Raw genomic sequence first — 25297 nt, 5'->3', positions numbered from 1 at the left:
GATAAATCATGCATTCCTAATTTCATATTTTATGACAGATTCGTCCATATCAACCTCGGAAAAGCTTATCAGTATTATCATTGCAACGTACAATGCAGAAAAACACCTGGCATCGTGTTTGCGGTCCATCTCAGAAATGCGACTGCCACAGTTAGAGATCCTGATAATAGATGGCAACAGTACAGACCAAACGATAGCCATCGCCCATACGTTCCCGCAATTAGACATACAGCTTATCAGTGAAAAAGATGAAGGCATATATGATGCATTGAATAAGGGAGTAAGGATAGCGAAAGGAAAATGGCTGCACTTCCTCGGTTCGGACGATGAATTACTGCCCGGATTCCGGGACATAGCCTTGCAGCTAAAGGATACAGACACCGTATATTACGGCAACAGTGAAGAACTTTACCGGGATGATTTCCGGCCGCCATATATTTTACTGAAAGGACCTTACAGCAAATACAGGCTGGCCAAGTTCCCCATGAATCATCAATCCGTCTTTTATCCGGCAGCAGTGTTTAAGAAATACCAATACGATCAGCGTTACCGGGTATTTGCAGATTATGCCCTCAACCTGCAAGTTTGGGGCGACAGTGCATTTCGAAGAAAACATTTACCTGTTTCGGTTACCTTATATAATATGTCGGGGTTTTCGGCCATGCATGAAGATAAAATATTCAAACAGGAGAAACCGCGTCTCATTAAACAACACCTTGGAAGGTATATCTATTGGCGATATCTGTTGAAACGATTAAAAAATAAACAGAGCGGCATATAATAGTAAAATAAACAAATACGTTTATTCAACTGTTTAACAATATATAAGGACGCCTACCCTTCTATCCTATTCCCTCCGATGAAATAAGAAACCAGCTTATCCACCGAAAATGAGATATATGAATGGATCTTTTTCAACCGCGTTACTCATCAGTACATATAACTGGCCGCAGGCACTGGAACGAATTTTCCTCAGTTTACTCAAACAATCCCGCTACCCAGACGAACTCCTGATAGCCGATGATGGCTCCAGAGAAGATACCCGGCAACTGATAGACCGCTACCGGGCCATGTTTCCGTTTCCTGTGAAGCATGCCTGGCATGAGGATCAGGGTTTTCGGAAAAGTATCATTCTGAATAAGGCGATCAAACTGGCATCTGCCGATTATATCATTGAAATTGATGGAGACATCGTCATGCATCCGCACTTCATCGCTGATCATATACGTAATGCTCAATCCGGCCACTTTGTACAAGGCTCCAGGGCTATTCTGAAAGAAGCGCTCACGCATTCGGTAATACAAAATCCGGGGAAGTCGCTCCACTTCCTCGTACCTGGCCTTGCCAACCGTTTCAATGCCCTTCGTGTTCCCCCTTTATCTTTCCTGATTGGCGCTAAACCATCTGGCGCGAGTAAGGTACGCGCCTGCAACCTGGCTTTCTGGCGCAAGGATTTCATGGCCATCAACGGGTATAATAATTTGTTTGAAGGTTGGGGTTGGGAAGACAACGAGTTCGCCGCACGCCTTATCCATGGCGGGGTGAGAAAGAAGAAACTCAAACTCGCTGCGATCTGCTTTCACCTGCATCATCAACTGAATTCCAGGCAGCAGTACCAGGAGAATGAAGCCTTCTATCACCAGACTATTCAAGCCAGAGTGGTGAGTTGTAAAAACGGATACTGCCAGGTATAGTATTCACTCAGAACCAATACCGGAATGCCAGCCAGCATACCAGCGGGTAGCCAATCCACTTTGTTATTTTATAACTGTTCAGCCGATAGAAATTCAGCTTTCGAATTTTCCCGTCGTCATTGAATCGTTCACCCATGCCTGTTAGTCGGCCCCTGGAGAGGTTCCCCCACAGCAAGCCCGATTGGAATGACAGCCGGAGTAACAGTACATAAAAAAACACAGCAGGACGCAGGGGAGCCCGGCGTTTCAATGCCTGGATCATATTGGCCACTAATTCCACGATAATGATTCCCAGCAGGATAAACAGTAATCCTGGAATAAGTTGCGGTTTCCAGACGGCTGCCGCCACACTACCAAAAATCAGGAGGAGCAATAGTTCCGGCGTATTCAGTAAATCATAGTATACATATTGTGGGTTCAGTTGTGCGAGCCAACTGCCACCGATACCATAACGGAAAGGGCGTTGTATATTCACTTTCTCCTGGTTCCACCAGGGATGTAATACGGCCGCTTCTGGCAGCGATTTGAAATTACGATAATGATTATGGGCTCTGACCTTCAGGAAGAAATCAATATCTTCTCCTCCCCCTGCGCGCGGATATAATTCAGAAAAGCGGATGTCTCCCAATGCTGATCTCCGGATCATAATATTGGCCGTTGCTCCCCAGGCATGGTTTTCTTTCTTCTCCGCTACTGTAAATATGTCCATGGAACCGCTGGCCCGAATGGCCTCTGTGAAAGCAGTACCGGGAGCGGGCATACGGATCAATCCAATAAAACCGATTTCCTGCGGATGTGTGGCAATAGCATGGATGTAGGTAAACAGCAGGTTCTCCGGCACAAGGATATCATCGTCCAGGAAAAGCATCCATGGTGCATGACCGGCCTCGATACCATCATTGCGGGAAACCGCTGCACCCTGATTTTGCTGATGATGAATGATGTTAAGGTCAGGACCTTCTCTTTCCTTAATACTTTCAGGGATGGTGGCTGTAGGATTATCCACTACCAGAAAATAACGGATACGGATATCCGGAGGCTTTGCCAGGTTCAGTATGGGCAGCAGATAGTTGGCTGCAGGCCGAAAGGAAGGAATGATAATATCCAGGGAAGACACTGACATATGTAATATATTTATTCCGTTACCGGCATGGCTGTGAAGGATTGCATATCGATTAGTCGGCGATACACGCCGTTATATGCCAACAGTTCCAGGTGGGTTCCTTGTTCCACAATACAGCCATTATCCATTACCAGGATATGATCTGCATTTTGGATGGTACTTAAGCGATGGGCTATCACTAGCGAAGTGCGGAATTGCATCAGATTATTCAGCGCCTCCTGCACCAGTTTCTCTGATTCTGTATCCAGTGCGGATGTGGCTTCATCCAGCAACATGAGTGGCGGATTATTCAGCACTGCGCGGGCAATGCAGATACGCTGCCGCTGGCCGCCGGAAAGCTTGATACCTTTATCGCCGATATTTGTCTGGTATCCATTGACAGTTGCGCTGATGAAATCATGTGCATTGGCGATGCGGGCGGCATGTTCCACCTGTTCCTGGGTTACCCCTTGTTTACCAAAGGCAATATTATTGAATATGGTATCATTAAATAATACTGAATCCTGGCCTACAATACCCATCATGGCGCGGAGAGAATGTGCCTGCACCTCATGAATATCTGTGCCATCTATCGTAATTTTTCCGGAACGGGGTTGAATAAATCTTGGCAACAGGTCCATGATGGTAGATTTCCCTGCGCCAGAAGGGCCTACCAGCGCCACAGTCTGGCCTTTGGGAATGGAGAAGGATACATTCTTCACCACTGCCGTATCATGATAAGAGAAGGAAACATTCTCAAAACGTATTTCCTCTTCAAAGCCTTTCAGTTGTTTGGCATTGGGAATATCCTGTAATTGCGGCTTTTCATCTATGAGCGAGAGCACCCGTTCGCCTGCTGCCAGTCCATTATGGATATTGCTAAAGGCTTCAGAAATAGCTTTTGCGGGGCGCATGACCTGCGAAAAGATCACGATGTAGGCGATGAAGTTTTCGGCGGAGAGTTCTCCACTGTTATTGGTGACGAGAGAGCCGCCGTAGAGCACAATACCTGCCACCATAAGTACGCCCAGGAATTCTGATACCGGGGACGCCAGTTGTTGGCGGCGACTCATAGATTTCAGGATTTTTGAGTAGTGTATATTCTCGTCGTTGAAACGTTTTTTGATAAAACCCGCTGCATTAAAAGCTTTGATTACCCGGATTCCGGAGAGGGCTTCTTCCAGGTAACTGATCATAATGGCATAAGACATATACGAAGCGGAGGCTTGTTGTTTCAGTTTCTTCACCAACCGGGATATGAGGAGTCCTGCTACAGGAATTACCAGGATCGTTACCAGGGTGAGTTTGTAGGAGATAACAAAAAGCATGACCAGGTAGGCAATGAGTGTGAGGGGTTCTTTAAACAGCACCTGGAGGGTACCTGTCACGGAGTACTGCACCGCTTGCACGTCTGTAGATATTTTAGTGATGATATCTCCTTTCCGTTCATTATTAAAGTAGCCAATGTGCAGGTCCATTACATTATCAAATACTGCCTTGCGGAGGTTTAGCAATGTATGGATGCGGAGATTTTCCATCGTGCGGTCTGCCAGGTAGCGGAAAATATTACTGAGGAATACCGAGGCGATAATGACGAAACACACCATCTGCAAGGTTTTTGTTACGCCGTAATGGTCGTTGATATACCAGGAGTAATATTGAAAATTTTTAAATATATCAATATAGTGTTCTGGTTTCACGGGAGGCGGTTGTTTTGCGCCTTGTTGGAACAGGGTGGAAAGCAGGGGCGCCAGCAGGGCCAGATTGAGGGTGCTGAAGATGACACCCAGAATGGTGAACAGCAAGTATGGCAATGCGTACTTTAGAAGCGGCCTGGCAAATGATAATAAACGGAAATATACTTTCATGTCTCTTCGCCTAAATTATTGATTCAGAATGGGGGATAGTAATTCAACTTAACAAGTTTTTCAAGATAAAGTTGATATTCTGTTAACGGTAATTAGTCCTCAAATATTGGGCTGAATTTTACTTTTTCGTGGAGGTGGCGCCTGCGGCGCTGGTTCTTTCTCGCAAAGCAGCAAAGCAACAAGGCAGCAAAGGCACTTCCTAGTACCGGTATTCTGGTATGAAATAATTTCACATTCAGTATCAGGTGAAATGACTCAAGACCTTGACCAGCTACGAAAATCTATTTTTATCAAACAACAAAACACCAGTCTTTGCCCCCCTTTGCTGCATTGCTGCTTTGCTGCTCTGCGTGAAACAAACAACAAAACACCAATCTTTGCTGCATTGCTGCTTTGCTGCTCTGCGAGAAACCAGCATATCAAATTTTTATGTATCTTCAGCGCCAATCTAATATCGCAATTTCCCTATGCTGCATATGCCAGATAGCCGATTGTCCCAAATGTTGCCCTGATGAAAGTATATTTTAAGAACCTGGATGCCATCAGATTTATAGCAGCGCTATTGGTCATGCTGCATCATATTCAGTTTTTCAAGCGCATTGATAAAGTGGATTCCTGGCCAGTGTTGAATTATATACTGGAAGACGGGGGTCGGGCGGGTGTGAACCTGTTCTTTGTGCTCAGTGGATTCCTGATCAGTTATCTCTTGCTGAAGGAGCAACAGGTAACCGGCACTATTAATTTCCGTAACTTCTATATTCGGAGGATACTTCGTATATGGCCACTATACCTGGCCTACGGCGTTTTGCTGACGCTGGCCTCCCCTTTTGTTTTTCATATGTTGGGCATGCCGGCCAATACGGATATGGCCACTATTCTGACTAATTTACTTTTCCTGCTGCTTTTTGCCGTCAATATTCAGCTGGCATTCTTTCCCTACAACCGGGGAATATTGGAAATTACCTGGTCAGTTTGTATTGAGGAACAGTTTTATCTTGTTTGGCCACTACTACTGAAAGTTTTCCGCAATCGCCTGAAAGTCTTGTTCTTCCTCATGTTGGGAACCGGATTTCTTTGCAAGACTTTATGCCTGGTGTTGCCTATGGTATTACCAGTGAAGCCGGAGCAGTTACTGAGCGTCAATTATCTCCTGTTATTCGATAAACTGGAATTATTCGGGATGGGTATGTTTGCCGCATATATCTTGTTTAACCGAGAACAGTATGAAGGTTTCCTTCAGCGGATACTGCAACCCTGGATTCAGGTGTTGGTGCTGCTGCTGGCCATACTGGTTGTCTTCCAAATCATTCATATTCCTGCGTTGACCCGTTACTGTTATGATCATTTTATTCATGCAGTATTATTTGGATATATCATGCTGATGGCGGTAGCTGAGAACAGTATTTTGCATTTGGAATATCCGATTTTGAAAACATTGGGGAAAATTTCCTACGGTTTGTACCTGTTACATCAGCCGGTTGCACAATTGTTATTAATACTTATTATGAAGATGCATGGGCCGGAAAAGGCGGTCTGGCTCTATGAAATCTGTTATCCGATACTTTGTGTAACGCTGACCTGCGGGGTGGCATATGTCTCCTATGAATTGTATGAGAAGCGTTTCCTGAAAGTAAAGACGAAATTCGCCAGCGTGGAAACGCGCATGTAGCCATTTTTACAGGGTCAGAACAGCAGATGGCTATTCTGCCCTGTATATATTATGGGCTCCTTGTTTCAAGTATTTTTATCTCAGCACATCGTTGTTTCCGCGGCAGCTATCTGGCGCCTTATATTCATCAGGGCATAACGTACACGCCCTAACGCCGTATTAATACTGATCCCTACTGTCTGCGCCATTTCGCGATAGTTTAGTCCCGCATAATACCGCAGGATGAGGGCTTCCCGCTGTGCGGCAGGCAATCGGTCCATCATTTCTTCTATTTCCCGATATCGTTCGCCGGTGATCAGGCGATGTTCCGGGCTGAATTCGGTATAATGCATACTGTCGCCAATTGCATCATTAAAGGAAGTAAAGATGTTGTTGCGCGTATCGGCCTTTCTGAAATGGCTGATACAAAAGTTATGGGCAATCCGGATGACCCAGGGGCAAAACCGGTTATTATCCGTATACTGTCCTGCTTTCAGGGCATTGATAATTTTTATGAATACCTCCTGAAAGAAATCTTCCGCCAGCGCTCTGTCGCGCACCAGCAGTACAATGGTGGTAAAGATTCTGTCCTTATGCCGATACACCAGTGCAGTGAAGGCCGGGTTATTGCCATCAAGATACAATCGGACTAACTCCTGATCCGAGAGGTGGTTGAATTTCTGCATACCTTAATTTCAAACTTTAAGCATCAATAAATATGTGGGGGGAAGGTTGGTCCCTCTCGACAGAGGGACCGCCATTTCTAAGATGTTATTTGTTGTTTAGTCCACAATGTTTAACCAGGCTTTTACTTTCTCATAGTTATTCCAATCGATCGCGCCACGTGCACTCACGCCACCTGGAATAATGATGTAACGCACCTGATAATATTTATTTCCCTGGTAGGTTATGGTGCTGGCTCTCACATCAGAATTCAGCACTATATAGCCTGGCTGTAAATAATAGTTTACCTGGAAGGAACCGAAGTAAGGTAATGGCATTACAACAGGGTCCGTTGCGGTCTGAAAGTTCATATATACTTTCACATCACATTTGCCAATCATGGCAGCAGTCAGTTTCGCGGAAGGGATACCTGCATACCAACCAATAGTATCCACCTTTCCGGTAGCGGAAGTATCGGTATCTGGTAAATAAGCTACATCCAGCCATGCGGAATAGATAACGTTGGCAACGCCGGTATCGCCTTTAGGACCGGCAGGACCTTGCGGACCATTTGCACCATTATCTCCTTTAGGGCCAGCAGCGCCGGCAGGACCCGGATCTCCATTTTTGCTACAGGCTACCAAAAACATTACAGCTGCAGTCAGCATCAGTGCATAGGACGCAAAGCGTTTGATTTGTTTCATAATCGAACTTTTGGTTTTGTTTGTTATTGTTTGGTTGATTAATTTTTTAGTGAGACTACCATACATTCCGCGGACAGGTATCTCCGTATTTATTACCGAGGAGTATACCAATCATGATTTCATGGGAGCCCTTGCTCACCACGTTCAGCGCGGATGATGAGTAATCATAGGAGTAGCCAATATTAATAAGGGAGCTGATATTTACCCCGAACATGCCTGCCACACCATCGTTGATGCGATAGGAAGCGCCCATCCATAGCCGGTCGCGGTACATGAAACGGGCATTTACATCGAAACTGACAGGGGCCGCTGTGATCATTTTCACCATCACAGAAGGCATTACATTCAGGTCATCGTTTAGCCATAAACGATAGCCGGTAGTCAGGAAGAGGTGGGGAATCAGCTTACCCTGATAGGCCGATGCACCCACCACCTTACCATTATCAAACCCCAACTTTTGCGGAATAATGTTCTGTGCCGATGCGCCGGCAAAGAAATTGGCGGAATACAGCCATAGTCCCAGACTTACATCCGGACGCCAGCGGTTCAGAATCCCTGCGCTTCCTCCCAGCACCGGATCATTGGGGTCCAGGAATTCCACTTTACGCGTATCCAGCGATACCTGTTGCATACCCAGTCCTATGCCAGCACTGATACTGGTGCGAGGCGACAGGTTGATATGATGCGCATAGGCGCCGGTGATGGAAAAGCGGTTTATAGGTCCTGCCTTATCATTCAGGACAGTAAGTCCCAGCCCCGGATGTGATGGCGGTGTAGTATACTCTTGCCAGTACGCGTGTCCGCGAGGGTTCTCTCCTTCCGGATTAAAGCCTGTAGGCGAGGCTTCGCCTGCATAATCCGACCTATGCAACGGACCTTGCAGGGTGAGATAGGTAGTCACCGGCGAACCGTTGATACCAGTCCACTGATGCCGGTGGCTCAATCGCAGATCCCAGTAGTTTTCAATTCCCGCGATAGCAGGATTGATGATAAAAGGATTCATGATATACTGGGTATAATGCGGCAACTGTTGTCCGTAACCCAAATGCATGCTGCCTATCAGCATACCTATCAACACAATCTTTTTCATGTCACTCGTATTTTAGGTGAACAGTTATTTCTTCAGCACCGTGAAGGTGGTTCGCCTGTTCAGCTGACGACCCTCCGGATTATCGCTGCCATCCGGATTGGTATTCGGCGCTACCGGTTGTGTAGCTCCATAGCCTTTCCATGTGAGGCGCGATTGATCAACTCCTTTGCTGATGAGATATTCCACTACACTTTTAGCACGGGCTACTGATAAGCGCTGGTTATGTTTGTCGGTACCCTTGCTGTCTGTATGCGCTCCTAATTCAATTTCCATGGCCGGATGATCCTTCAACATGGCGACGAGTTTATCCAGCGATTCATAGGAGGCCGGTTGTAAAGAAGCCTCATCGAAATCGTAGTATACATTGTCGATTATAGTGGCCACGGGCGGCGCAACTATGGGAGAAATGCAAATCGCCGGAGCGTCGTCTGCGTCAGCATCCAGATCCTCCGGTAATGCCAGTTGTGCATCACCTTTCGTATAACCGCCAGCGTTAGCTTCCAGTTTCAGGGGCAAATATTCCGGTACGGTGAAAGCATATTTACCATCTGAGCCAGTGGTCAGGGTGGTTATCACTTCATTGCGGGAAGGATCAGTAACCGTGACTGTAGCGCCGGCCACTGGCGTACCTCCGTCGCAGGAAACGACGGCGCCGTTCAGTTGCCTTGGTGCACGATCTTTATGGAGGAAGAATAATTCCAGGCAGCAGGCCGCATCCCTGTCGGTCCCCAGCAGTACATCATCCAGCAGGTTGCGGTTATTACTGCGACTGGCGAAGTAGATATCATCCTTGATAGAATTAACAGGAGCGCCCATGTTGACTGGCGTCTTCCAATGATCAACAGTACCGCGGGCAGCAAAGAAATCATAGCCGCCCATACCGGTTCTGCCATCGGTGGAAAACACCAGCGTGCCGGTAGTGCCATGGTAAAATGGCGCTTGCTCATTGCCCGGCGTATTAATGGTTTCACCCATATTCATTACCTGCGTTGGTTTTCCATTGCCATCGAGGGTAGCATACCAGAGATCAAAAGCGCCCTGCCCTCCTGCTCTGTCGCTGCTGAACAGCAGATATTTTCCGTCGGGAGTAACGAAAGGCTGTTGGGTATTATAGCCTGGTACATTGAGCAGGCTATCCAGCAAAACCGGTGCGCTCCAGGCATCTCCTGATTTGGAAGCCATCCAGATAGCCGCGATTTTCCTACCATGTTCTATATGCCAACGGGTGAGATACAAATGATTGCCATCTGGTGAAACAGCCGCGCTACCTTGATGAACATCCACGGGTTGATCCAATGTCATCAGGCGGATATTGGCCGCATTGCCGGCTTCATAGTCGGCCGTGTAGAGGCGGTTGATATAGCTATGATCCCCAGTGGCTTCATTCGGGCGAGTGGAAGTAAACACGAGGGTTTCCGGCGACAGCCACAGTGGCGCGTAGCTGGCGCCGGTAGTGTTCAAAGCCGCCGGGGCTTTGGTGATTTTATATAGTTGCTGATCTTTACGTGCCAGCTCACCCGTGATAAACCGGATATTCTGCAGTTCCCTGTTGGCTGATTCGCGGAACTGATCTGTTGATTTATAGTTGTCCAGGAACTGCTGAAATACTTGTCCGGCTAATTCATATTTACCTTGTGCGCGCAGCGAAACCCCGTAGTAGTAAGCCGCCAGTGGGAAATTCTCTTTTGCAGACTCCACTACAGTCGCATAGTAAGGGGTTGCCTTATCGTAATAGTGCAGCAGGCGATAGCTTTCTGCAAGTCGGTAAGTAGCCTCTTCTTCATTGCTGACTTTTGCTTTGGGTTGTTTAGAGGCAGACACGGCCACATAGGGCTTATAGGATTCCTGGCGGACCAGTTTACCTTTTGTGCCCAGGTATTTTTCATAATACGTGGCGGCGGAATTATAGTCATTCTTTTTGTAGTATTCGTCCGCAGCCCGCAGGTAGTTATATGCCAGCTGTGCCTGCGACGACATGGCCATCATTAATGCAGCAGCGGTGGTGAATATTATTTTTCTCATGAGTTGCCAGTTACTTTTTGGATGATTACAATCTTGGACAAACGAAGTCCACACCAGGAGTTCTTACTTTCTTTCTGCCGATGAATGTCAGCGATACCTCGAAGCTGTTGCTTCCTCTGGCCATTTTAGACAGATCAGAGGTATTGATATCATAGCTGACACCCAGCATCATATTTTTGTAGAGGAAGCCTGCATGGGTCGTAAAAGCATCCTTATAGCGATAGTTCAAACCCAGTATTACATCTGTTTCCAGTGCCGCATTGTATTGACCATATGCGCCAATCATTTTCTCAGAGGCAGATCCCTGCTGGAGATAGAGGATATTGGGCGTCAGAGAAAAACGGTCGTCTATATTCAGTTTGATACCAGCATGGGCAGTAACGCGCATGGGCATACGCGCATCCCCATAGGCGCTGAACTGATCGGCAGGTTTGGTGAGATGCATGACAGAAAAACCGCCATAGATATTGTATTTCTTACCTGGGGTACCATCATAGTAGAGTACGCCGGCGCCGGCATCAAAAGAAGCCGCAGAGGTGCGGGAAACGCCATCTGTAGAAGGGTTTGTTGGATTATATCCTGTAACAGGATTCCATTGTTCTCCAAAGCTGAATTTGGAAGGATCGAATTTACGCTGGATGAAACCCATTTGCAGACCGAAGGTCAGCTGATGATAATGACTGGCATCCAGTTTCACCCCAGTATAGGCCGCACTTACATAGCCGGTAGTATAGTTATATCCGGCATCTCCAGCGGCCTGATTGAGGACGCTGGCGCCGAAGTTGATACTCTTGGCAGTGGGTACTTCTGCTGATATACCATACGTTTTAAAAGGGCTGATATTCCCCCATTGTGTACGATAGATCGCCGCAATACGGTAGTCTCCGTCGAATGCGCCGGTCAGCGCAGGGTTTAACCAGGACGGATATACGTAGTACTGGGAGAAGTGAGGATCTGTCTGCGCCATCAGCCGCTTGCCGGCGGTAATGGCTATGAGCATCAAAAGCAATGCAGCAAAGTTCTTTCTCATGTACGCAGTATTTAAGTGTTAGTGTTATTTGAGAATTGTCACGTAGCCAGTGAGTGGCGGGAACCCGTTCTTCAGCTTGATCACGTAGTAATAGGTCCCTACCGGCAATATGCCTCCATTGGAATGTCCATTCCATGGCGTGCCATAGCCCTGACTTCTGAATACCCTTGCACCATAGCGGTTGAAAACTTCCACCGTAGCGCCGGGATAATCGTCCAGGTTTTTGATCACCCAGGTATCGTTGATACCATCGCCATTTGGAGAGAAGGCAGTTGGCGGTTGTACGGGCTTCAGCACTTTCACCGTCATCTTATCGGAAGCAGTACAGTTATGTTTGCCGATGGCCGTCATGGTGTATTCTCCATCCTTCATGGCGGTAATCTGTGGCGCGAAAACATTCGGATTCGGGAAGTCGCCCGCTGGTTCCCAGCGGAACTGCAGATTCACAGAATCATTTGCCGTTGGGCGGAACTGCACCAGCGTACCTTGCGGCACTACGAAGGAAGGTCCTGCATCGATGACTGGTTGCAGATACACCATCACAGTACTGTTGAACGGAGCAGAAGCGCAACCGGAGGCAGATGCCACTTGCAGTTGCACGCCATACTCTCCAGGCTGGGCATATTTCTTCACGGGATTTTTTTCTGTAGAAGTGGTACCATCACCGAAGTTCCAGGTCCAGCCTAAAATGTTGGCCGTAGGGTCTGTACTTTGATCTGTGAACACATTATCTGATCCCTGGCAGAGCGTATCCGGCGTAACTTTGAAGCCAGCCACCGGTTGTGCAAAAAAGGCGTTGAATGCTTTTGTAGCAGTGTTCACGCAACCAGCCGCAGAAGTAGTGGTGAGACTAACATTCACTGGTCCGTAACCCTTATAGTGATACGTCGGATCTGTGGCGGTGGAAATGCCATTAGCTTCGCCAAAATTCCAGTTATATGTAAGCGCTTGTGCGCCTTTGATAGTGGATTTATTCGTGAAGACTGCGGTACCTTCCGGCATGCAGACTTTCGTTGGCAGCGTGAAGTCGGCCACCGGCAAAGGATGCACAGTTACAGGATGTATGAGCGTATCGCTGCTGCAGCCTTGCGTACTACGAGTAACGAGGGCTACTTTCCAGGTGCTGTCTTGTGTATAATTGAAAGTAAAGCGATTGCCATTGGTGTATGTAGCCGTCGTTTTGTTACCGAAATCCCAGGACCAGGAAACGACGTTCGGATCTGGCTGCGGATAGATATTTACTGGTTGGCCCAGACAAACATCTGCGATCGTAAAGGCCGCTGCCGGTTTTGCATTCACCACGATTGTTGTGGAGATAGAATCCGCGCAACCATCTGTAGTGGTGAATACATACCAGATAGTATGCGTGCCGGGACCAGCAGTAGCCGGCGTCATGTTACCGGTAGCATCTACGCCAGGTCCACGATAGTAGCCGTTCCCTGTAACGCCATTCAGCACAGTACCTTTGTCTACCTTCACCGTACCTTTTACATTTTCACATATTGCCGTTAAAGCAGCGTAAGCCAGTTTAGGTTTGAACTTAAAGGTGGCGCTCAGCACAGAATCTTTCGTACAGCCTTTATCGGTAGTAACTGCATATTTGATGGTATAATTACCTGCGGTTCCATAAGTATGAGCAGGACTCTGTATAGCGGCGGTATTCGGGTTGGCCGGAGTGGCGGCAGGATCTCCGAAACTCCATGCATGCGTAGTGAAAGTACTGTTATCCGTTACAGTTGGAGTACCTGTAAACTGCACAATACCATCCGAAGCGATACATCCGGCAGGGAAGCTGAAACCTGCAACAGGATTAGCATTTACTGTAATAGAAATACTTACTGTATCGCTGACACAAGCCTCGCTTACTTTTACCACGTGTTTGACCACTTTGATTCCAGCAGTAGGGAAACTATCCGTTTTAGGCGTACCCGTGCTGTCTTTCAGGGGATTACCATGTCCGAAATCATAGTACCATTGCCCAATGGGTTTCGTGCCGCCAAAGGTAGAGTTGTCTGTAAACACTACTTTACCCCCCGCACACAATGCATTTACATCACTGGTAAAACTAGCCACTGGCTTAGGAACTACCCCAATTCCAAAAGTGGTATCGGAGACGCAACCTTCTCCACTGATCGCGGTTAGTTTCACCAGGTTGGTACCTACCGGCAAGAGTTTCTTCACTGTTTGTCCGCTATCTTTCACATTGCCTGGATATTCCCAATACCAGCGGTGTTGCTTGTTGGCCACGTTCATAGTATCCCCTCTCAGGTAGATGGTATCCAGCGTACAGCCGGAATATTCCGTGGAGAATTTCTTATCCGGCATATCTTTCACAATGATGGTATAGCCTACTCTTTCTGTATTGTTACAGTTTTCTATGCTGGGATGGGTGGTTAATACAGGGATATCATATTCTCCTTTTGTATTAAACATATAGGTGCCTGGAAGGGTGTACTTATAGTAAGGAATCCCTTTTACCATGATCGTACCAGTGCTAACAGGATTCAACACAGTAACGTCTGTAGCGGGGGTGATCAGTCCTGCCAGTTCACTCAGTTTCCAAACCATTTTAGTTGGCTGATAAGCCATGAGAATAGAGAGTTCTACCGGCGTATTTGTACAGGTATAATCATTTGTAGTTTTCGTATTATCGTATTCGTTATGAATAGAGCCAACGGCGTTGAGGTTGTTTACCAATGTGCCGGCATTGTAAGCATAGCTTTCTACTGGTCCCATTCCATAAACGGTACCTACAAATGCAGAATCACTGGAAGCCTGGGATTGCCCGACAGTAGGGCCCCATCTTTTCACCACAATGGAATATCCGGGCCGATTGGGATGCGCATAGACGTGATCGAAGGTATTGGAGCCATCAATGCGCAGAGAGGTCAGACCTCCGGTTGGAATGATAAGTGTGAGATAGTTTACTCTGATATCTTCCTTATTATTACGATAAAATCCTACGCTTTTAATGGCCTGTTCTATGGGACTGATGTACACTTGTTCCGGGTCTCCCCATTGCATATTATTTCCGCAGTTACCGGAGGAGGTCATGTATTGTGTCACCAGCACAGGCTTGTCTGCTTCAATATAATCCCCCGTACTGCTGTTATACTCATAATAAGAATTGCGTTGCAGTCCGGTCAGTGTATTACCATTCACCTTTACAATGGTTGCAGGATCTTTCACGACTACACGGTAAATATTATTCTGTTTTCCTGTAGGGTCATTATCGATAGCGTTAGGTGCAGTGAGATAGCGTTTTCCCCAGGTTTCATAACCAAAAATCTGTTGGAGTGCGTTATCTCCACTACCGCCCCACCCGCCACAATTAATGGAAGTACGGCTGCTGCCGGAAAATACTGCCACAGGAAAACACTCTCCGTTTGGATTGGCAATGGATTTCACCGTCGTTCCCGTCAGATCAAATCCTTTGCTGCTATTATTATCCGGGTCGAGTTTTCCTACCACTTGGTAGATTTCTCCTTTTTGCAGTGTAGCCGTAAACGGTACTCCTACTGTACGTCCGTTTCTGGTTGGTACAGAAGGGGTGATTTCAATCGTCGTATTATTTTCTTTGGCGATAACGAACATGTAGGAGAAGCAGTTATTGCCATAGTATTGCTGACTATTGCAGGAGATATAGGAGTAACCCCATGTATCCGTGGGCATCAGCATGGTGGCTCCCGAGGACGCAGAGCCATAGATATGCGCATATGCCACGATAGGCACATTGCTGACGATATGAATAGCCTTGTTAGTGAAGACGCCCTCTCCTCCTGTTCCTCCGAAGCCTGGCGGGGGCGAATACAATCTTGCATCATTGGTACCCGCTTTCTGAATCAGGTCTGTAGCGATGACTGTATTGGCAGGAATGTTATAAGTTTTGGAGTAAGTAGGTCCGTAAGACACGGTAACGGTAGCTGCAGTTTCTGCACTGAGGTACAGTACCATTTCCTGGTTATTGGCTTGTCCGGGTTCCATAAATTGGTGAAGTCCGTAGCCAACCCAGAATTCCTTTCCCCTGTTGGAGCGGTTCTGGGCTGTGCTTTTAATGGCCACGAACTGCAACACTAACATCGCTGACACCAGCCAGTATCTGTTGAAGCAGAGACGGGTATGGTTGAATATGTTGTATAACTGTTTCATGTTAGTAGCGTTGACAGGTTATTGCTTGAGAATTATTTTGCTCACGCAGGTGCCATCATCGAAAGACACGCGGAGTAAATAGGTACCTCTTGAAAGATCCTGGGCAGCCAGCAGGGAGAGTTTCCCGTTGCCTTGCCATATTTTCACCAGCTGTCCTGCAATAGAATACAGGGCCAACTGTTTGATGGATCGGATACCTTCAATGGTACATTGAGCGCCTAACGGGACCGGATATACTTTCAGCACCCTGTTTCTTTCCAGAACGCTGTCTATCCCCTGGCGGCAGCTGTGCGCTGCTGCATGGGCCGAAGCCACATGCAGCAATACGCCAGCAATTGTGATAATCATCATCTTCTTCATTGCCGTATATTTTCTTCGGTTATCGAACCAGATTTATCACGCCTTTCTTTTCAACCACAGTGCCATCCGTCAGGGTAACGCGGCATACATAGATGTATACGCCTGAAGGCATCGCCTTACCCTTGTAGGTTCCATCCCATCCTTGTTGTTGACTGAGCGATTCGAATACTTTTTCACCCCATTGGTTGAAGATGGACATATGTATATCGCGGATGATGTATCCATATACAAACAGCACATCGTTTTTACCATCATTATTCGGTGTGAAAGTGTTCGGGATATAAATGCCGTCTGGTAAAGTTTTGCCCTTAGCAGGATCAGATACCTGTTCTTCGCAACCCAGCGCTTTTACCAGGAGGGAATAATCGGTACTTGGCTGCAGGCCTTTCAGTTCATGCATCAATCCTTCGCTGCCACTGGATGGAGTAGTCCATGTGTTGCCACCATCTGCGGACACCAGGTATCCGGTAGCATAAGGCACAGCGGCCCATTTGAAACGCATAGTATGCACGCCTACTGTATCTACCGTCAATACAGGTTTCACCAGTTTTGGCGTCATTCTTACCACCCCTTTCGTTCTTGCGCCACCGGCACATCCTTGCGTGGAGCTTTCCACAAACACATCCACGTTCCGGGTTACTGGGTTAATCGTATAGTCGTTACCGGAGTGCAGCAGATTTCCGCCTGTTGCCGCATCGTACCAGTTGTACTGGGCATTAGGTTTAGGATCTTTCACCTGGAGGGTAACGCTGTTACCTTCACAGGTATTAATAGAATCCTGTACCAGTACTACCGGCGTTGGATCGAATACATCGACTGTTACAGAAGTATCGCCAATACAACCTTCAGCGGCTACGATGCTCAGTTTCACCTGTTTGGTGCCAGCAGAGCGGAAATACCTGGTGGTATCTTTAGAGTAGGCCACTGTAGTATCGCTGAATTCCCATTTCCATTTCGCGATGCCAACGCCATTGCTGGTAGTAGCATTACCGACGAACGTTGCCAGGTCGCTGATACAGTTGTTGTACGTGGTGGTAATCGTTACTACCGGAGCAGGAATTACCTTCACGGTGAGTACGCTTTCAAAGGTGCTGTTGCAGCTTTCGAAGGCAGGATGTGTGATACGGATAGGTATATAATAAATACCCGGTGCGCTGAATACATAATCGGCATCCAGTACATAACGGTAGTATACCCTTCCGTTTACGGTAATTGAATCTTTAGGAACCGGATTGGTTTGAACTACATCCGCGTGCGGAGTGAGATTAGCCACTTCGCTGAGCTTCCATTTGATCTCTACTGGTTTTACCTGGATCAGCATGGAGAAGCGGAACGGCGTCTTCGCACAGGTATAAGTGTTGGAAGACACGGACGAATCCGGATTGTTTACGTTCGTGTAAGAATTGAGGATATTCAGATTCTTCACCAGTGTACCCGCGTTGTATCCATAGCTTTCCTGGCTGCCTTCTCCATATACGAAGGCGGTGAAAGCAGAGTCGCTACTAGCTTTGGATGCACCTGGTGTTGAACCCCATCGTTTCACCACAACAGAGTATCCTGGCGCATTCGGATGCGGATACGTATAGTCGAAGGTGTTACTACCGTCGATCTGCAGGGAGCTGAGACCATTGGTAGGAATAATTACATTGAGATAGTTCACCCCTATGACTTCCTTATTGGTACGATAGAAGCCGATCTTTTTGATACCTTGTTCTACCGGGCTGAGGTAAATCATTTCAGGGTCCCCATCATTATAATTTGTACTGGTACAGTTATATGCTGACGGCATATAGTGTGCTACCATTACCGGTATATCTGATTCGATTATATCTGCGGTTCTGCTTTCAAATTCATAATAGGCATTACCGATCAGGTTTGTTAACCGCACATTATTCACTTTCACAACGGTGGCAGGATCTTTTACCAGCACACGGAAAATACCCGTCAGAGTGGCGGTAGCTGAATTGTATGTAGCAAATGGCGACGTCAGGTATTTCTTACCCCATGCCTGAGACGGGAAGTTCTGCTGCAACATATTATCTCCACCGCCACTCAGTCCGCCTCCGCAGTCCAGAGATGTACGGGAACTACCGGAGAATACCGCAACAGGCCAACATTCATCCTTGTCATTTTTTACGGATCTGATGTGACTACCTGAGAGATCATATCCTTGCGAACCAGACATAATTGATCCCAACACCTGGTACACTTCTCCTTTTTGCAGCGTAACAGTAAATGGTACATTCGGCTGACGGCCTCCCACAGTTGGTACAGTAGGTGTGATTTCCACTTTTGTATTATCATAGTTGGCGATCACGTAGAGCCAGGAGTAACAATCGGAACTGTAATACTGCTTAGACTGTAAAGTCATATAGTCGTATCCGTAAGTACCTACCGGCAGCAGCATGGTAGCGCCGGACGACAAGCTGCCGTAAATGTGCGCATATGCCACAATAGGCACGTCACTTTCTATACTGATACCTCTGTCAGATATACCTTCATCCAGCAGGCGGGCATCGCTTGCGCCGATTTTAGGAATCAGGTCGGAAGTGATGGTAGTATTGGCAGGCACTCTGTATGTTCTTTCCCATGAAGTACCGTTAATGTATACACGTACATTGGCAGAATCTTCTGCATTGAAGTACAGTACCATTTCCTGTGTGTTGGCGCCTGTGAAGAACTGGTGATGACCATATGCTACCCAGAATTTAGTACCTCTGTTGGAGCTGTCAGATGGCACTATTATTTGCTTGGTATTTAAACCCGGAGCTTCCATACCAGTGAAGTAATCCAGGTAACGGAGACTCGTATCACTAATGATATTGGCCACCGGATCTACTTTACTGAGGGTATCAGTACTCCATACTTTGGCGGTATCCGTCATTGCCAGGCGGATATTTTTCTCGCCATGAATGAAGCCCAGCCAGGAGTCTACATAATACTGTTTAATATCAAATCCATACTGATTGCTGGATGGGTTAGCATCTACGTCCACATAGAAATACATGTAGGTAGAATCTTTCGGCACATTTGGTGGTTTCACACCGGAGTACCTGCGCACAGTGAGATCAGTAGGAATAGACACTCCTGGTTTCCAGGTAATTTTGGTAACGGTATCGGTACCAAACATCCAGGTTTGTGTAATACCCGGAGCCGGAGTTGCCGGCGTAGCAGGCAATACAGGCGGAATCACTGCCGGATAGAACTCATAGGCTCCCATATCGGGTACCCCTTCTGTGAGTATAGTTGGGCGAGGTGCACCATTGATATCCACCGGATTGTCTACTGCCTGCACACCACGGCCATGGATAGCCCAAACATCCGGATTGTTGATATCAGGACGTAAGTCCGTGTTGCTGATAAAGGCCGGTTTATAGGAGATGGAGCTCATCTCCTGTGATTTCGCAGCGCGGTAAGCAGGCAGCGTAGCATAATCCGTTGCCGGAGCTGCCGTCTGACGAATCAGGGCTGCACCATTGGTGTACAGCGTATTGTAATCACTGTTGATATAGTCCGGATTCGTTACCATTAAAGCTCTTCCGCTACTATCATGCGCGAAGATGTTATTTCTCAACTTCAGATTGCCATCACTGGAAGAAGTATAGAAATAAGCGCCATAGCTGTTATTCGTATTCCTGGAGCTATTGAGAACGGTGTTATTATAAACATTAGTTTTGCTGGCGTAAGAGCTGTAGATACCATAAGAATTGGTACCCAATGTCTGCACGTTGATAACGTTGTTGACTATACTACAAACATCCGCTTCGTAGAGATACATCCCTGTTACGTCTGCGAAGTTGCCACGCATAGTTATTTTATTTCCCGCTACATCGGCCTTTTTACCCTGTATGCTTGGATAATAGAGGTAGACGCCATGAACGGTGGTGGTAGCGCCCGTAACATTGATCTGGTTACGGGACAGTACCAGTGAAGAATCCGCATAACTGTTGTAAATACCATAAGCGGTAGTCCCCAGCGGAATTGTTAATTCCACACTGTTTGCAGTAATATTCGCATTACGTACATAGTAAGTATAGATACCATTATCGCGGGAACCTTTGATGATATTATTATCTATTTGGAGGTTCTGGCCCAGCACGGAGTAACTGTTGTTCCAGTAAATACCGGATGAACCGTTCCTGATAGTATTGCCTGTCAGCGTATTGGCGTTGCCATATACCACATTCGCATATATACCTGAAACATTACTGCTGGTACTTGTTACCGCAGGCATTTCAATAGCCATTTTACTGATACTGTCGTATCCTGCACCACGATCGAAAACGATACCGCGACCATAAGTAGTGCTGGTAGGTTTCACCGTGATGTTTTTCCAGGTAACATAACTCACAGAATCCAGCATCAATACATAGTTGAGCGTAGAAGTGCCGGCAGTAGTGAGGATTACGTCCGCAGCATTACCAGTTTTGCTGGTGAAGGTGACGCGACTGTTCACCCCTGCTCCAGGGATATTATGCATGGTCACCTGTTCATTATAGGTGCCTGCAACGGCTTCAAATGTAACCGGACCTGCGATACCGCATTCCAGTTTCTGTGCAGCAGCGCCGAAGCTCTGGAAGTTCTGTATGCTCGCAGGCTGTGAAGGATCGATGGAATAAGTTCCTGCCAGCAGCGGATCGTTCAGGTTCGCCATTACCACTGTAGAATAAGCCGTATCTGTGCCACCGCAAACTACCATGCAACGGAAATATTTCTTTGCTGTAAGCGCGGTGCTGAAGGCTGCAGTGAACTGCGGATCTCCGGCAGCTTCCCAGTTGCTTGTACCATCGGGGCTGCGTTGCCATTGGTAGGTCTGTCGTCCTCCCCTGCTATTACCTGTCAGATCCAGTTTCACATAGTTGCCCATACACATCGGCGTATTAGGCGTAATCAAGGAAGTGCCAGGCACCGGCGGTTTGGTACAATCCGGAATAGTTACTTCCCATGCGCCCATATCAGGCGTAGTGGTACTACGTACTACCTGACGGATATCATTGGCGATACCTACCGGCGTACCGGTGTTATCCAACGGAGAGATCGTTGGTTCAAGATTACCGATCGACTGATCCACAAATACAGGTTCCACATTAAGGGAATTGCTGTCCAGTCTAGCGGTAGTGCGCCAGTTAGCCAAAGTTGTGATTGCCGCACCGGAGTAGCCAGTATAAGCAGTATTGCTGGTACTTTTCACGAAGATGTCGTTGTAGTTTGACTTCACCATATTGGCGGTAGACATATACAAACCATATCTGGAACCAGTGCCACTTCTGCTTACTTTGAAAATGTTGTTATACAAGGAAACATCTGTCACCGTACCGCTATGGTAGTAGCCATAGGTAGTTACGCTGGCAGTGTTGGTATTGTCATCCAGCACAATGGTATTATGCAGGTATTTTACATAGCTGGAATAGAGATCGTAGATACCATAGGTAGTACCGCCACGGATGTTATACACTGCGTTGTTGAACATTCTGTTTGGCGCATTTACATCGCCATCAGAATAGTACATGCGGAGTACGTAAGTGGTGGAAGTACTGGTACCTTGCGCATCATACAGGTTATGTACCCTGTTGTTGCTAACAGTAACGCCACTAGAACTTTCTGCACTGATACCGTTTACAGAAGAAGCGGTATTAGCGCGTCCCGGTCTGCTGATATCGTTACCATTGATGGTCACGTTCTTATTGTAGTATACGCGGATACCATCAGAGTAAAACTCTTTCACGGTATTACCGGAGATGGTAATGTTGTTACTGTAGTTAGTACCATCTGCATAGTTGATGATACCATAGTAACCGCCACGGATCGTGTTGTTGAGCAGGCGGATACCATCGCATCTGTTGTAAGTGCTGGTGGTAGCGCTGCCATCGGCGCCGCTGATCACGATACCGGCGTAGTTACTGCTGGTAGATGTAGTATCGGTAATGATCACACAGCGACTGATGGTGTTACTGTCTGCATCTCTCCACATATGTACTCCAAAACCATAAGTAGTACCACGTGCATCAATCACCAGGCTGTCTATCGTTACGAAATCAGCCCCACGTAATTTGATGGTAGCGCGTTCGTCTGTTGTTTGACCAGTGAATGCAATCGTATTGCCGTTACCGTTAAAGGTGATCGTATTTACAGCGGAAGTGCCAGGTATGGAATCCAGGATCAGCTGTTCGTTGTATGGTCCGGTTCCTGGAGTTACATTAAACACTACCGCGCCAGTGATACCGCAGTTCATCGCCGCTTTAGCCGCATTGAAGCTGATAAAGTTGGTAGCAGAAGCAGGTTGTGTTTTATCGATAGAGTAGTTACCGCCCGCAAGAGCAGGATTAACGGTGAGTAATACCGGCGTAGAATAAGCAGTGTTGCCACTGCAAGTAACTGCTACACGATAGTACAGGGTGGTTGCAGCCGCTATGATAGTATCCGGGTTGGTAATAGGCGTACCCAGATCTGTATATGTACCAGTTGCCGAGGTAGCGGTCTGCCATTGATAGGTCTGGGCCAAACCAATGGAGTTACCAGTGAGCGACAACGAGACTTTTGTATTGGCGCATACCGGGGTCAGGTCCACTTTTGCTGTACCTGGCGTAGGAGGCGTGGTACATGGCGGCGGCGTAAACTCGTATGCTCCGAGATCCGGCGTAGTAGTACTACGTACCGCTTTTAAGATATCGATCGGCACAGCCGCCAGCGGCATACCTTTGTTGTCGATGGAAGCGTTAGCAGGCGTATAATTACCTGTAGCCGGATCGGTGAAGAGCGGATTGGTTGTAAAGGCAACCGCGTCCTGACGGGAAATAGTTTGCCAGTCGGACAGCTTGGCGGCATTTGCACCCCAATAGCCGAGATAGTTAGTACCAGTGCCCCCTGGGTTGTAATAGTTGTTATTATTAGCGAGGACGGTACTGGTTGCAGTACTGATGTAAATGCCATATTTTGATCCCCCGCCAGATCTGGTTAGGGAGACGAGGTTATTATAGAATTCTACGCCATCTACCTGCGACGATTGATAATAACCATAAGCACTATACGTAGTACTTGTATTGGAAGCCCCGTCAATAGAGAGGGTATTGTGGTAAAAGCGGTTGTTGTCGGAACTACTGTTATAAATTCCATAAACAGTGCCTATACCGGTAAGATTATAAATCAGGTTGTTGGATACCTCATTCTCCAGACTGGCAAAGGCGTCTACGTTGGAGAAATATACCCCATAGAAGCTATTGGTATTCGTAGGCACAGCGCCAAACGGATTGGTAATCCGGTTGCGCGTAACCTTCACCCGGGTATTGAGTCCGGAGCCATATACGCCGTAGAAGGTGCTCACCGTCTTCCTTACTGGTCTGCTGATGAGGTTATCTTCAATATTGAGTAAAGAGGCGCCACCGAAATAAATACCGTAGTAATAGAAATCGTTTATTTTATTATCCCTGATGGTAACGCCGATATTCGGAATATTGGAGCTACCCATTACCGTGATACCATAGTAGCCACCGAAGATGGTGTTACCAATGATATTGATGCTGTCGCAACTGTTATCGCCGGTGCCGGTAGGGGAAGAAGTAGAAGTACTGATAACGATACCGGCGTAGTTAGAGGCGGTACTAGCGGTATCCAGTACGATCGTACAGTTAGTGATATTGTTTCTGTTGGCATCATTCAGTATGTGAAAGCCCCAACCATAGGTGGTACCTGTACCGATGATGGTTTTTAGCACTAAGCCATTGAAAGTAAAATAGGATGCATTGTCTAATTTTATGATGGCCCTGTTGGTACTGGTACAGGCGTATGCCAGCGTATCGCCATGGCCGTTGAAGGTAATAGTATTCACTGCAGAAGCGCCAGGCACTGCATTGAACATTAATTGTTCTGTGTAGGTACCGCTGCCTGCCGTCACATCGAAGGTAACAGGGCCGCTGATACCGCATTTCAGGAAATTATAGGCATCATTAAAGGATGCGAAGTTACCGCTACCGGTAGGCAGGTTTTTATTGATGGTGAAAATACCCTGCACTAATGCCGGACTGGTTACCTGTACCGCATTGGAAGCGCCTGAAAGTCCGCTACCAACGCAGGTTACCACACATCTGTAGTAAGAGGTTACTGTCTGACTTTCCGTCACCATAGCGGAGGTGTCGTTCGGAATGTTGGTCCAGCTAACGTTGTCGGCTGAACGTTGCCATTGGTACTTGAGGCCGGAAGCCACTGTACCGCCGGTTACGCTGAGACTAAACTTTTGGTTTAGACAGACTGTATTCGTTGTCACGGAAGCCGTACCAGCGGCAGGCGTACCTGTACAGGCTACTGCGGGGATCCAGGCAAAGGTGACGTTGGGCCTGGTGCTCATAGTACCCGTATTGGAAGTACTGCTTGTACCGCATACATCCGAAGTATTATCTACCCGGTAGGTATGGGAAGCATTGAAGGGAAGTCCTGTAGTATAGGGGACTTCCGGGTTATGAGTATACCAGTCCCCATCTGCGATGGGACTTTGTCCGTTGCAGACTTCCAGCACGATATTATCCGTACCGTTCCAGAAGAATCCTGTAGGGAAAGTGAATACGTTCCAGCCAGCGACTGGTTGATAATCGGCGCCTATTCTGCCGATGTGAGTGGTCGGTAGCCAACTGTTCTGATCCAGCGTAGTCACCGTAGTAGTGCCTATTTTGATGGCATACCCTTCGATGACGCCGGTAGCGTTGAGGTTCTTTACAAAGAACTTCACGCCGCTGATCACGCCTGGTCCCATGCCGGCAGCTTGCAGCTCCGACGCCAGGATCAGGTATTGCGCTCTCGACCCCTCATAATAATCCTGTAACGGGCACGGATATCCGGTATCATTATTCCCGGTAGTATCGTTCCCGATACGGATATCTGTTTGTGCCGATAGCCGTAGGGCTATCAGCAACAACAGACTGGTAAGGAGAGTTACAGTTAATTTTTTCATTTCATTTTATTTGGGAATTCTCAATA

At 47.2% G+C, this 25297-nt stretch carries 13 protein-coding genes; 3 read left to right on the top strand and 10 right to left on the bottom strand.

Features of this window, described 5'->3' with window-relative positions; translation table 11 throughout:
- The first annotated feature begins 31 nt into the window (after positions 1-31).
- A complete protein-coding gene (locus CLV59_RS20990; RefSeq protein ID WP_111594041.1) occupies positions 32-781 on the top strand; it encodes a glycosyltransferase family 2 protein in 750 nt (249 codons plus the stop codon).
- A 118-nt stretch (positions 782-899) separates the two neighbouring features.
- On the top strand, positions 900-1694 hold the full coding sequence (locus CLV59_RS20985) for a glycosyltransferase family 2 protein (RefSeq protein WP_111594040.1): 795 nt from the start codon (positions 900-902) through the stop codon (positions 1692-1694).
- Between the two features lie 7 nt (positions 1695-1701).
- On the opposite strand, the gene CLV59_RS20980 is transcribed toward CLV59_RS20985, so the two are convergent.
- Both CLV59_RS20980 and CLV59_RS20975 read right to left on the bottom strand, forming a co-directional pair.
- A complete protein-coding gene (locus CLV59_RS20980; RefSeq protein ID WP_111594039.1) occupies positions 1702-2817 on the bottom strand; it encodes a glycosyltransferase family 2 protein in 1116 nt (371 codons plus the stop codon).
- A gap of 11 nt (positions 2818-2828) precedes the next feature.
- The gene (locus CLV59_RS20975) at positions 2829-4664 is read right to left on the bottom strand and encodes an ABC transporter ATP-binding protein (RefSeq protein ID WP_111594038.1); all 1836 of its coding nucleotides are present in this window, start codon (positions 4662-4664) and stop codon (positions 2829-2831) included.
- A gap of 511 nt (positions 4665-5175) precedes the next feature.
- Here CLV59_RS20975 and CLV59_RS20970 point away from each other — a divergent pair.
- A complete protein-coding gene (locus tag CLV59_RS20970) occupies positions 5176-6333 on the top strand; it encodes an acyltransferase family protein (RefSeq protein ID WP_111594037.1) in 1158 nt (385 codons plus the stop codon).
- 80 nt (positions 6334-6413) lie between these two features.
- Here the strand turns inward: CLV59_RS20970 and CLV59_RS20965 are convergent, their stop codons facing one another.
- From CLV59_RS20965 to CLV59_RS20930, 8 genes are all read right to left on the bottom strand, one after another.
- A complete protein-coding gene (locus CLV59_RS20965; protein ID WP_111594036.1) occupies positions 6414-6998 on the bottom strand; it encodes an RNA polymerase sigma factor in 585 nt (194 codons plus the stop codon).
- 96 nt (positions 6999-7094) lie between these two features.
- Positions 7095-7679, bottom strand: coding sequence for a collagen-like triple helix repeat-containing protein (locus CLV59_RS20960; RefSeq protein ID WP_146616265.1), 585 nt, complete (start codon positions 7677-7679; stop codon positions 7095-7097).
- Positions 7680-7734: 55 nt separating this feature from the next.
- Positions 7735-8769: a PorP/SprF family type IX secretion system membrane protein gene (locus tag CLV59_RS20955; RefSeq protein WP_111594034.1), complete on the bottom strand. Its 1035-nt coding sequence runs from the start codon at positions 8767-8769 to the stop codon at positions 7735-7737.
- Between the two features lie 24 nt (positions 8770-8793).
- Positions 8794-10791, bottom strand: coding sequence for an OmpA family protein (locus CLV59_RS20950; RefSeq protein ID WP_245950912.1), 1998 nt, complete (start codon positions 10789-10791; stop codon positions 8794-8796).
- 25 nt (positions 10792-10816) lie between these two features.
- Positions 10817-11821: a PorP/SprF family type IX secretion system membrane protein gene (locus tag CLV59_RS20945; protein ID WP_111594033.1), complete on the bottom strand. Its 1005-nt coding sequence runs from the start codon at positions 11819-11821 to the stop codon at positions 10817-10819.
- Between the two features lie 24 nt (positions 11822-11845).
- A complete protein-coding gene (locus CLV59_RS20940; protein ID WP_111594032.1) occupies positions 11846-15970 on the bottom strand; it encodes a PKD domain-containing protein in 4125 nt (1374 codons plus the stop codon).
- A gap of 18 nt (positions 15971-15988) precedes the next feature.
- Positions 15989-16330: a T9SS type A sorting domain-containing protein gene (locus CLV59_RS20935; RefSeq protein WP_111594031.1), complete on the bottom strand. Its 342-nt coding sequence runs from the start codon at positions 16328-16330 to the stop codon at positions 15989-15991.
- Positions 16331-16349: 19 nt separating this feature from the next.
- The gene (locus tag CLV59_RS20930; protein ID WP_111594030.1) at positions 16350-25271 is read right to left on the bottom strand and encodes an Ig-like domain-containing protein; all 8922 of its coding nucleotides are present in this window, start codon (positions 25269-25271) and stop codon (positions 16350-16352) included.
- Positions 25272-25297: the final 26 nt, after the last annotated feature.

It is taken from the genome of Chitinophaga dinghuensis, assembly GCF_003259435.1.
Taxonomy (GTDB): domain Bacteria; phylum Bacteroidota; class Bacteroidia; order Chitinophagales; family Chitinophagaceae; genus Chitinophaga; species Chitinophaga dinghuensis.
This window is presented reverse-complemented; position numbering and strand designations above follow the sequence as displayed.

Coding starts and splice junctions, on each gene's coding strand:
- CLV59_RS20940 (WP_111594032.1), bottom strand. CDS start 15,970: ATGAAACAGTTATACAACATATTCAACCATACCCGTCTCTGCTTCAAC.
- CLV59_RS20970 (WP_111594037.1), top strand. CDS start 5,176: ATGAAAGTATATTTTAAGAACCTGGATGCCATCAGATTTATAGCAGCG.
- CLV59_RS20930 (WP_111594030.1), bottom strand. CDS start 25,271: ATGAAAAAATTAACTGTAACTCTCCTTACCAGTCTGTTGTTGCTGATA.
- CLV59_RS20965 (WP_111594036.1), bottom strand. CDS start 6,998: ATGCAGAAATTCAACCACCTCTCGGATCAGGAGTTAGTCCGATTGTAT.
- CLV59_RS20985 (WP_111594040.1), top strand. CDS start 900: ATGAATGGATCTTTTTCAACCGCGTTACTCATCAGTACATATAACTGG.
- CLV59_RS20960 (WP_146616265.1), bottom strand. CDS start 7,679: ATGAAACAAATCAAACGCTTTGCGTCCTATGCACTGATGCTGACTGCA.
- CLV59_RS20980 (WP_111594039.1), bottom strand. CDS start 2,817: ATGTCAGTGTCTTCCCTGGATATTATCATTCCTTCCTTTCGGCCTGCA.
- CLV59_RS20935 (WP_111594031.1), bottom strand. CDS start 16,330: ATGAAGAAGATGATGATTATCACAATTGCTGGCGTATTGCTGCATGTG.
- CLV59_RS20955 (WP_111594034.1), bottom strand. CDS start 8,769: ATGAAAAAGATTGTGTTGATAGGTATGCTGATAGGCAGCATGCATTTG.
- CLV59_RS20945 (WP_111594033.1), bottom strand. CDS start 11,821: ATGAGAAAGAACTTTGCTGCATTGCTTTTGATGCTCATAGCCATTACC.
- CLV59_RS20990 (WP_111594041.1), top strand. CDS start 32: ATGACAGATTCGTCCATATCAACCTCGGAAAAGCTTATCAGTATTATC.
- CLV59_RS20975 (WP_111594038.1), bottom strand. CDS start 4,664: ATGAAAGTATATTTCCGTTTATTATCATTTGCCAGGCCGCTTCTAAAG.
- CLV59_RS20950 (WP_245950912.1), bottom strand. CDS start 10,791: ATGAGAAAAATAATATTCACCACCGCTGCTGCATTAATGATGGCCATG.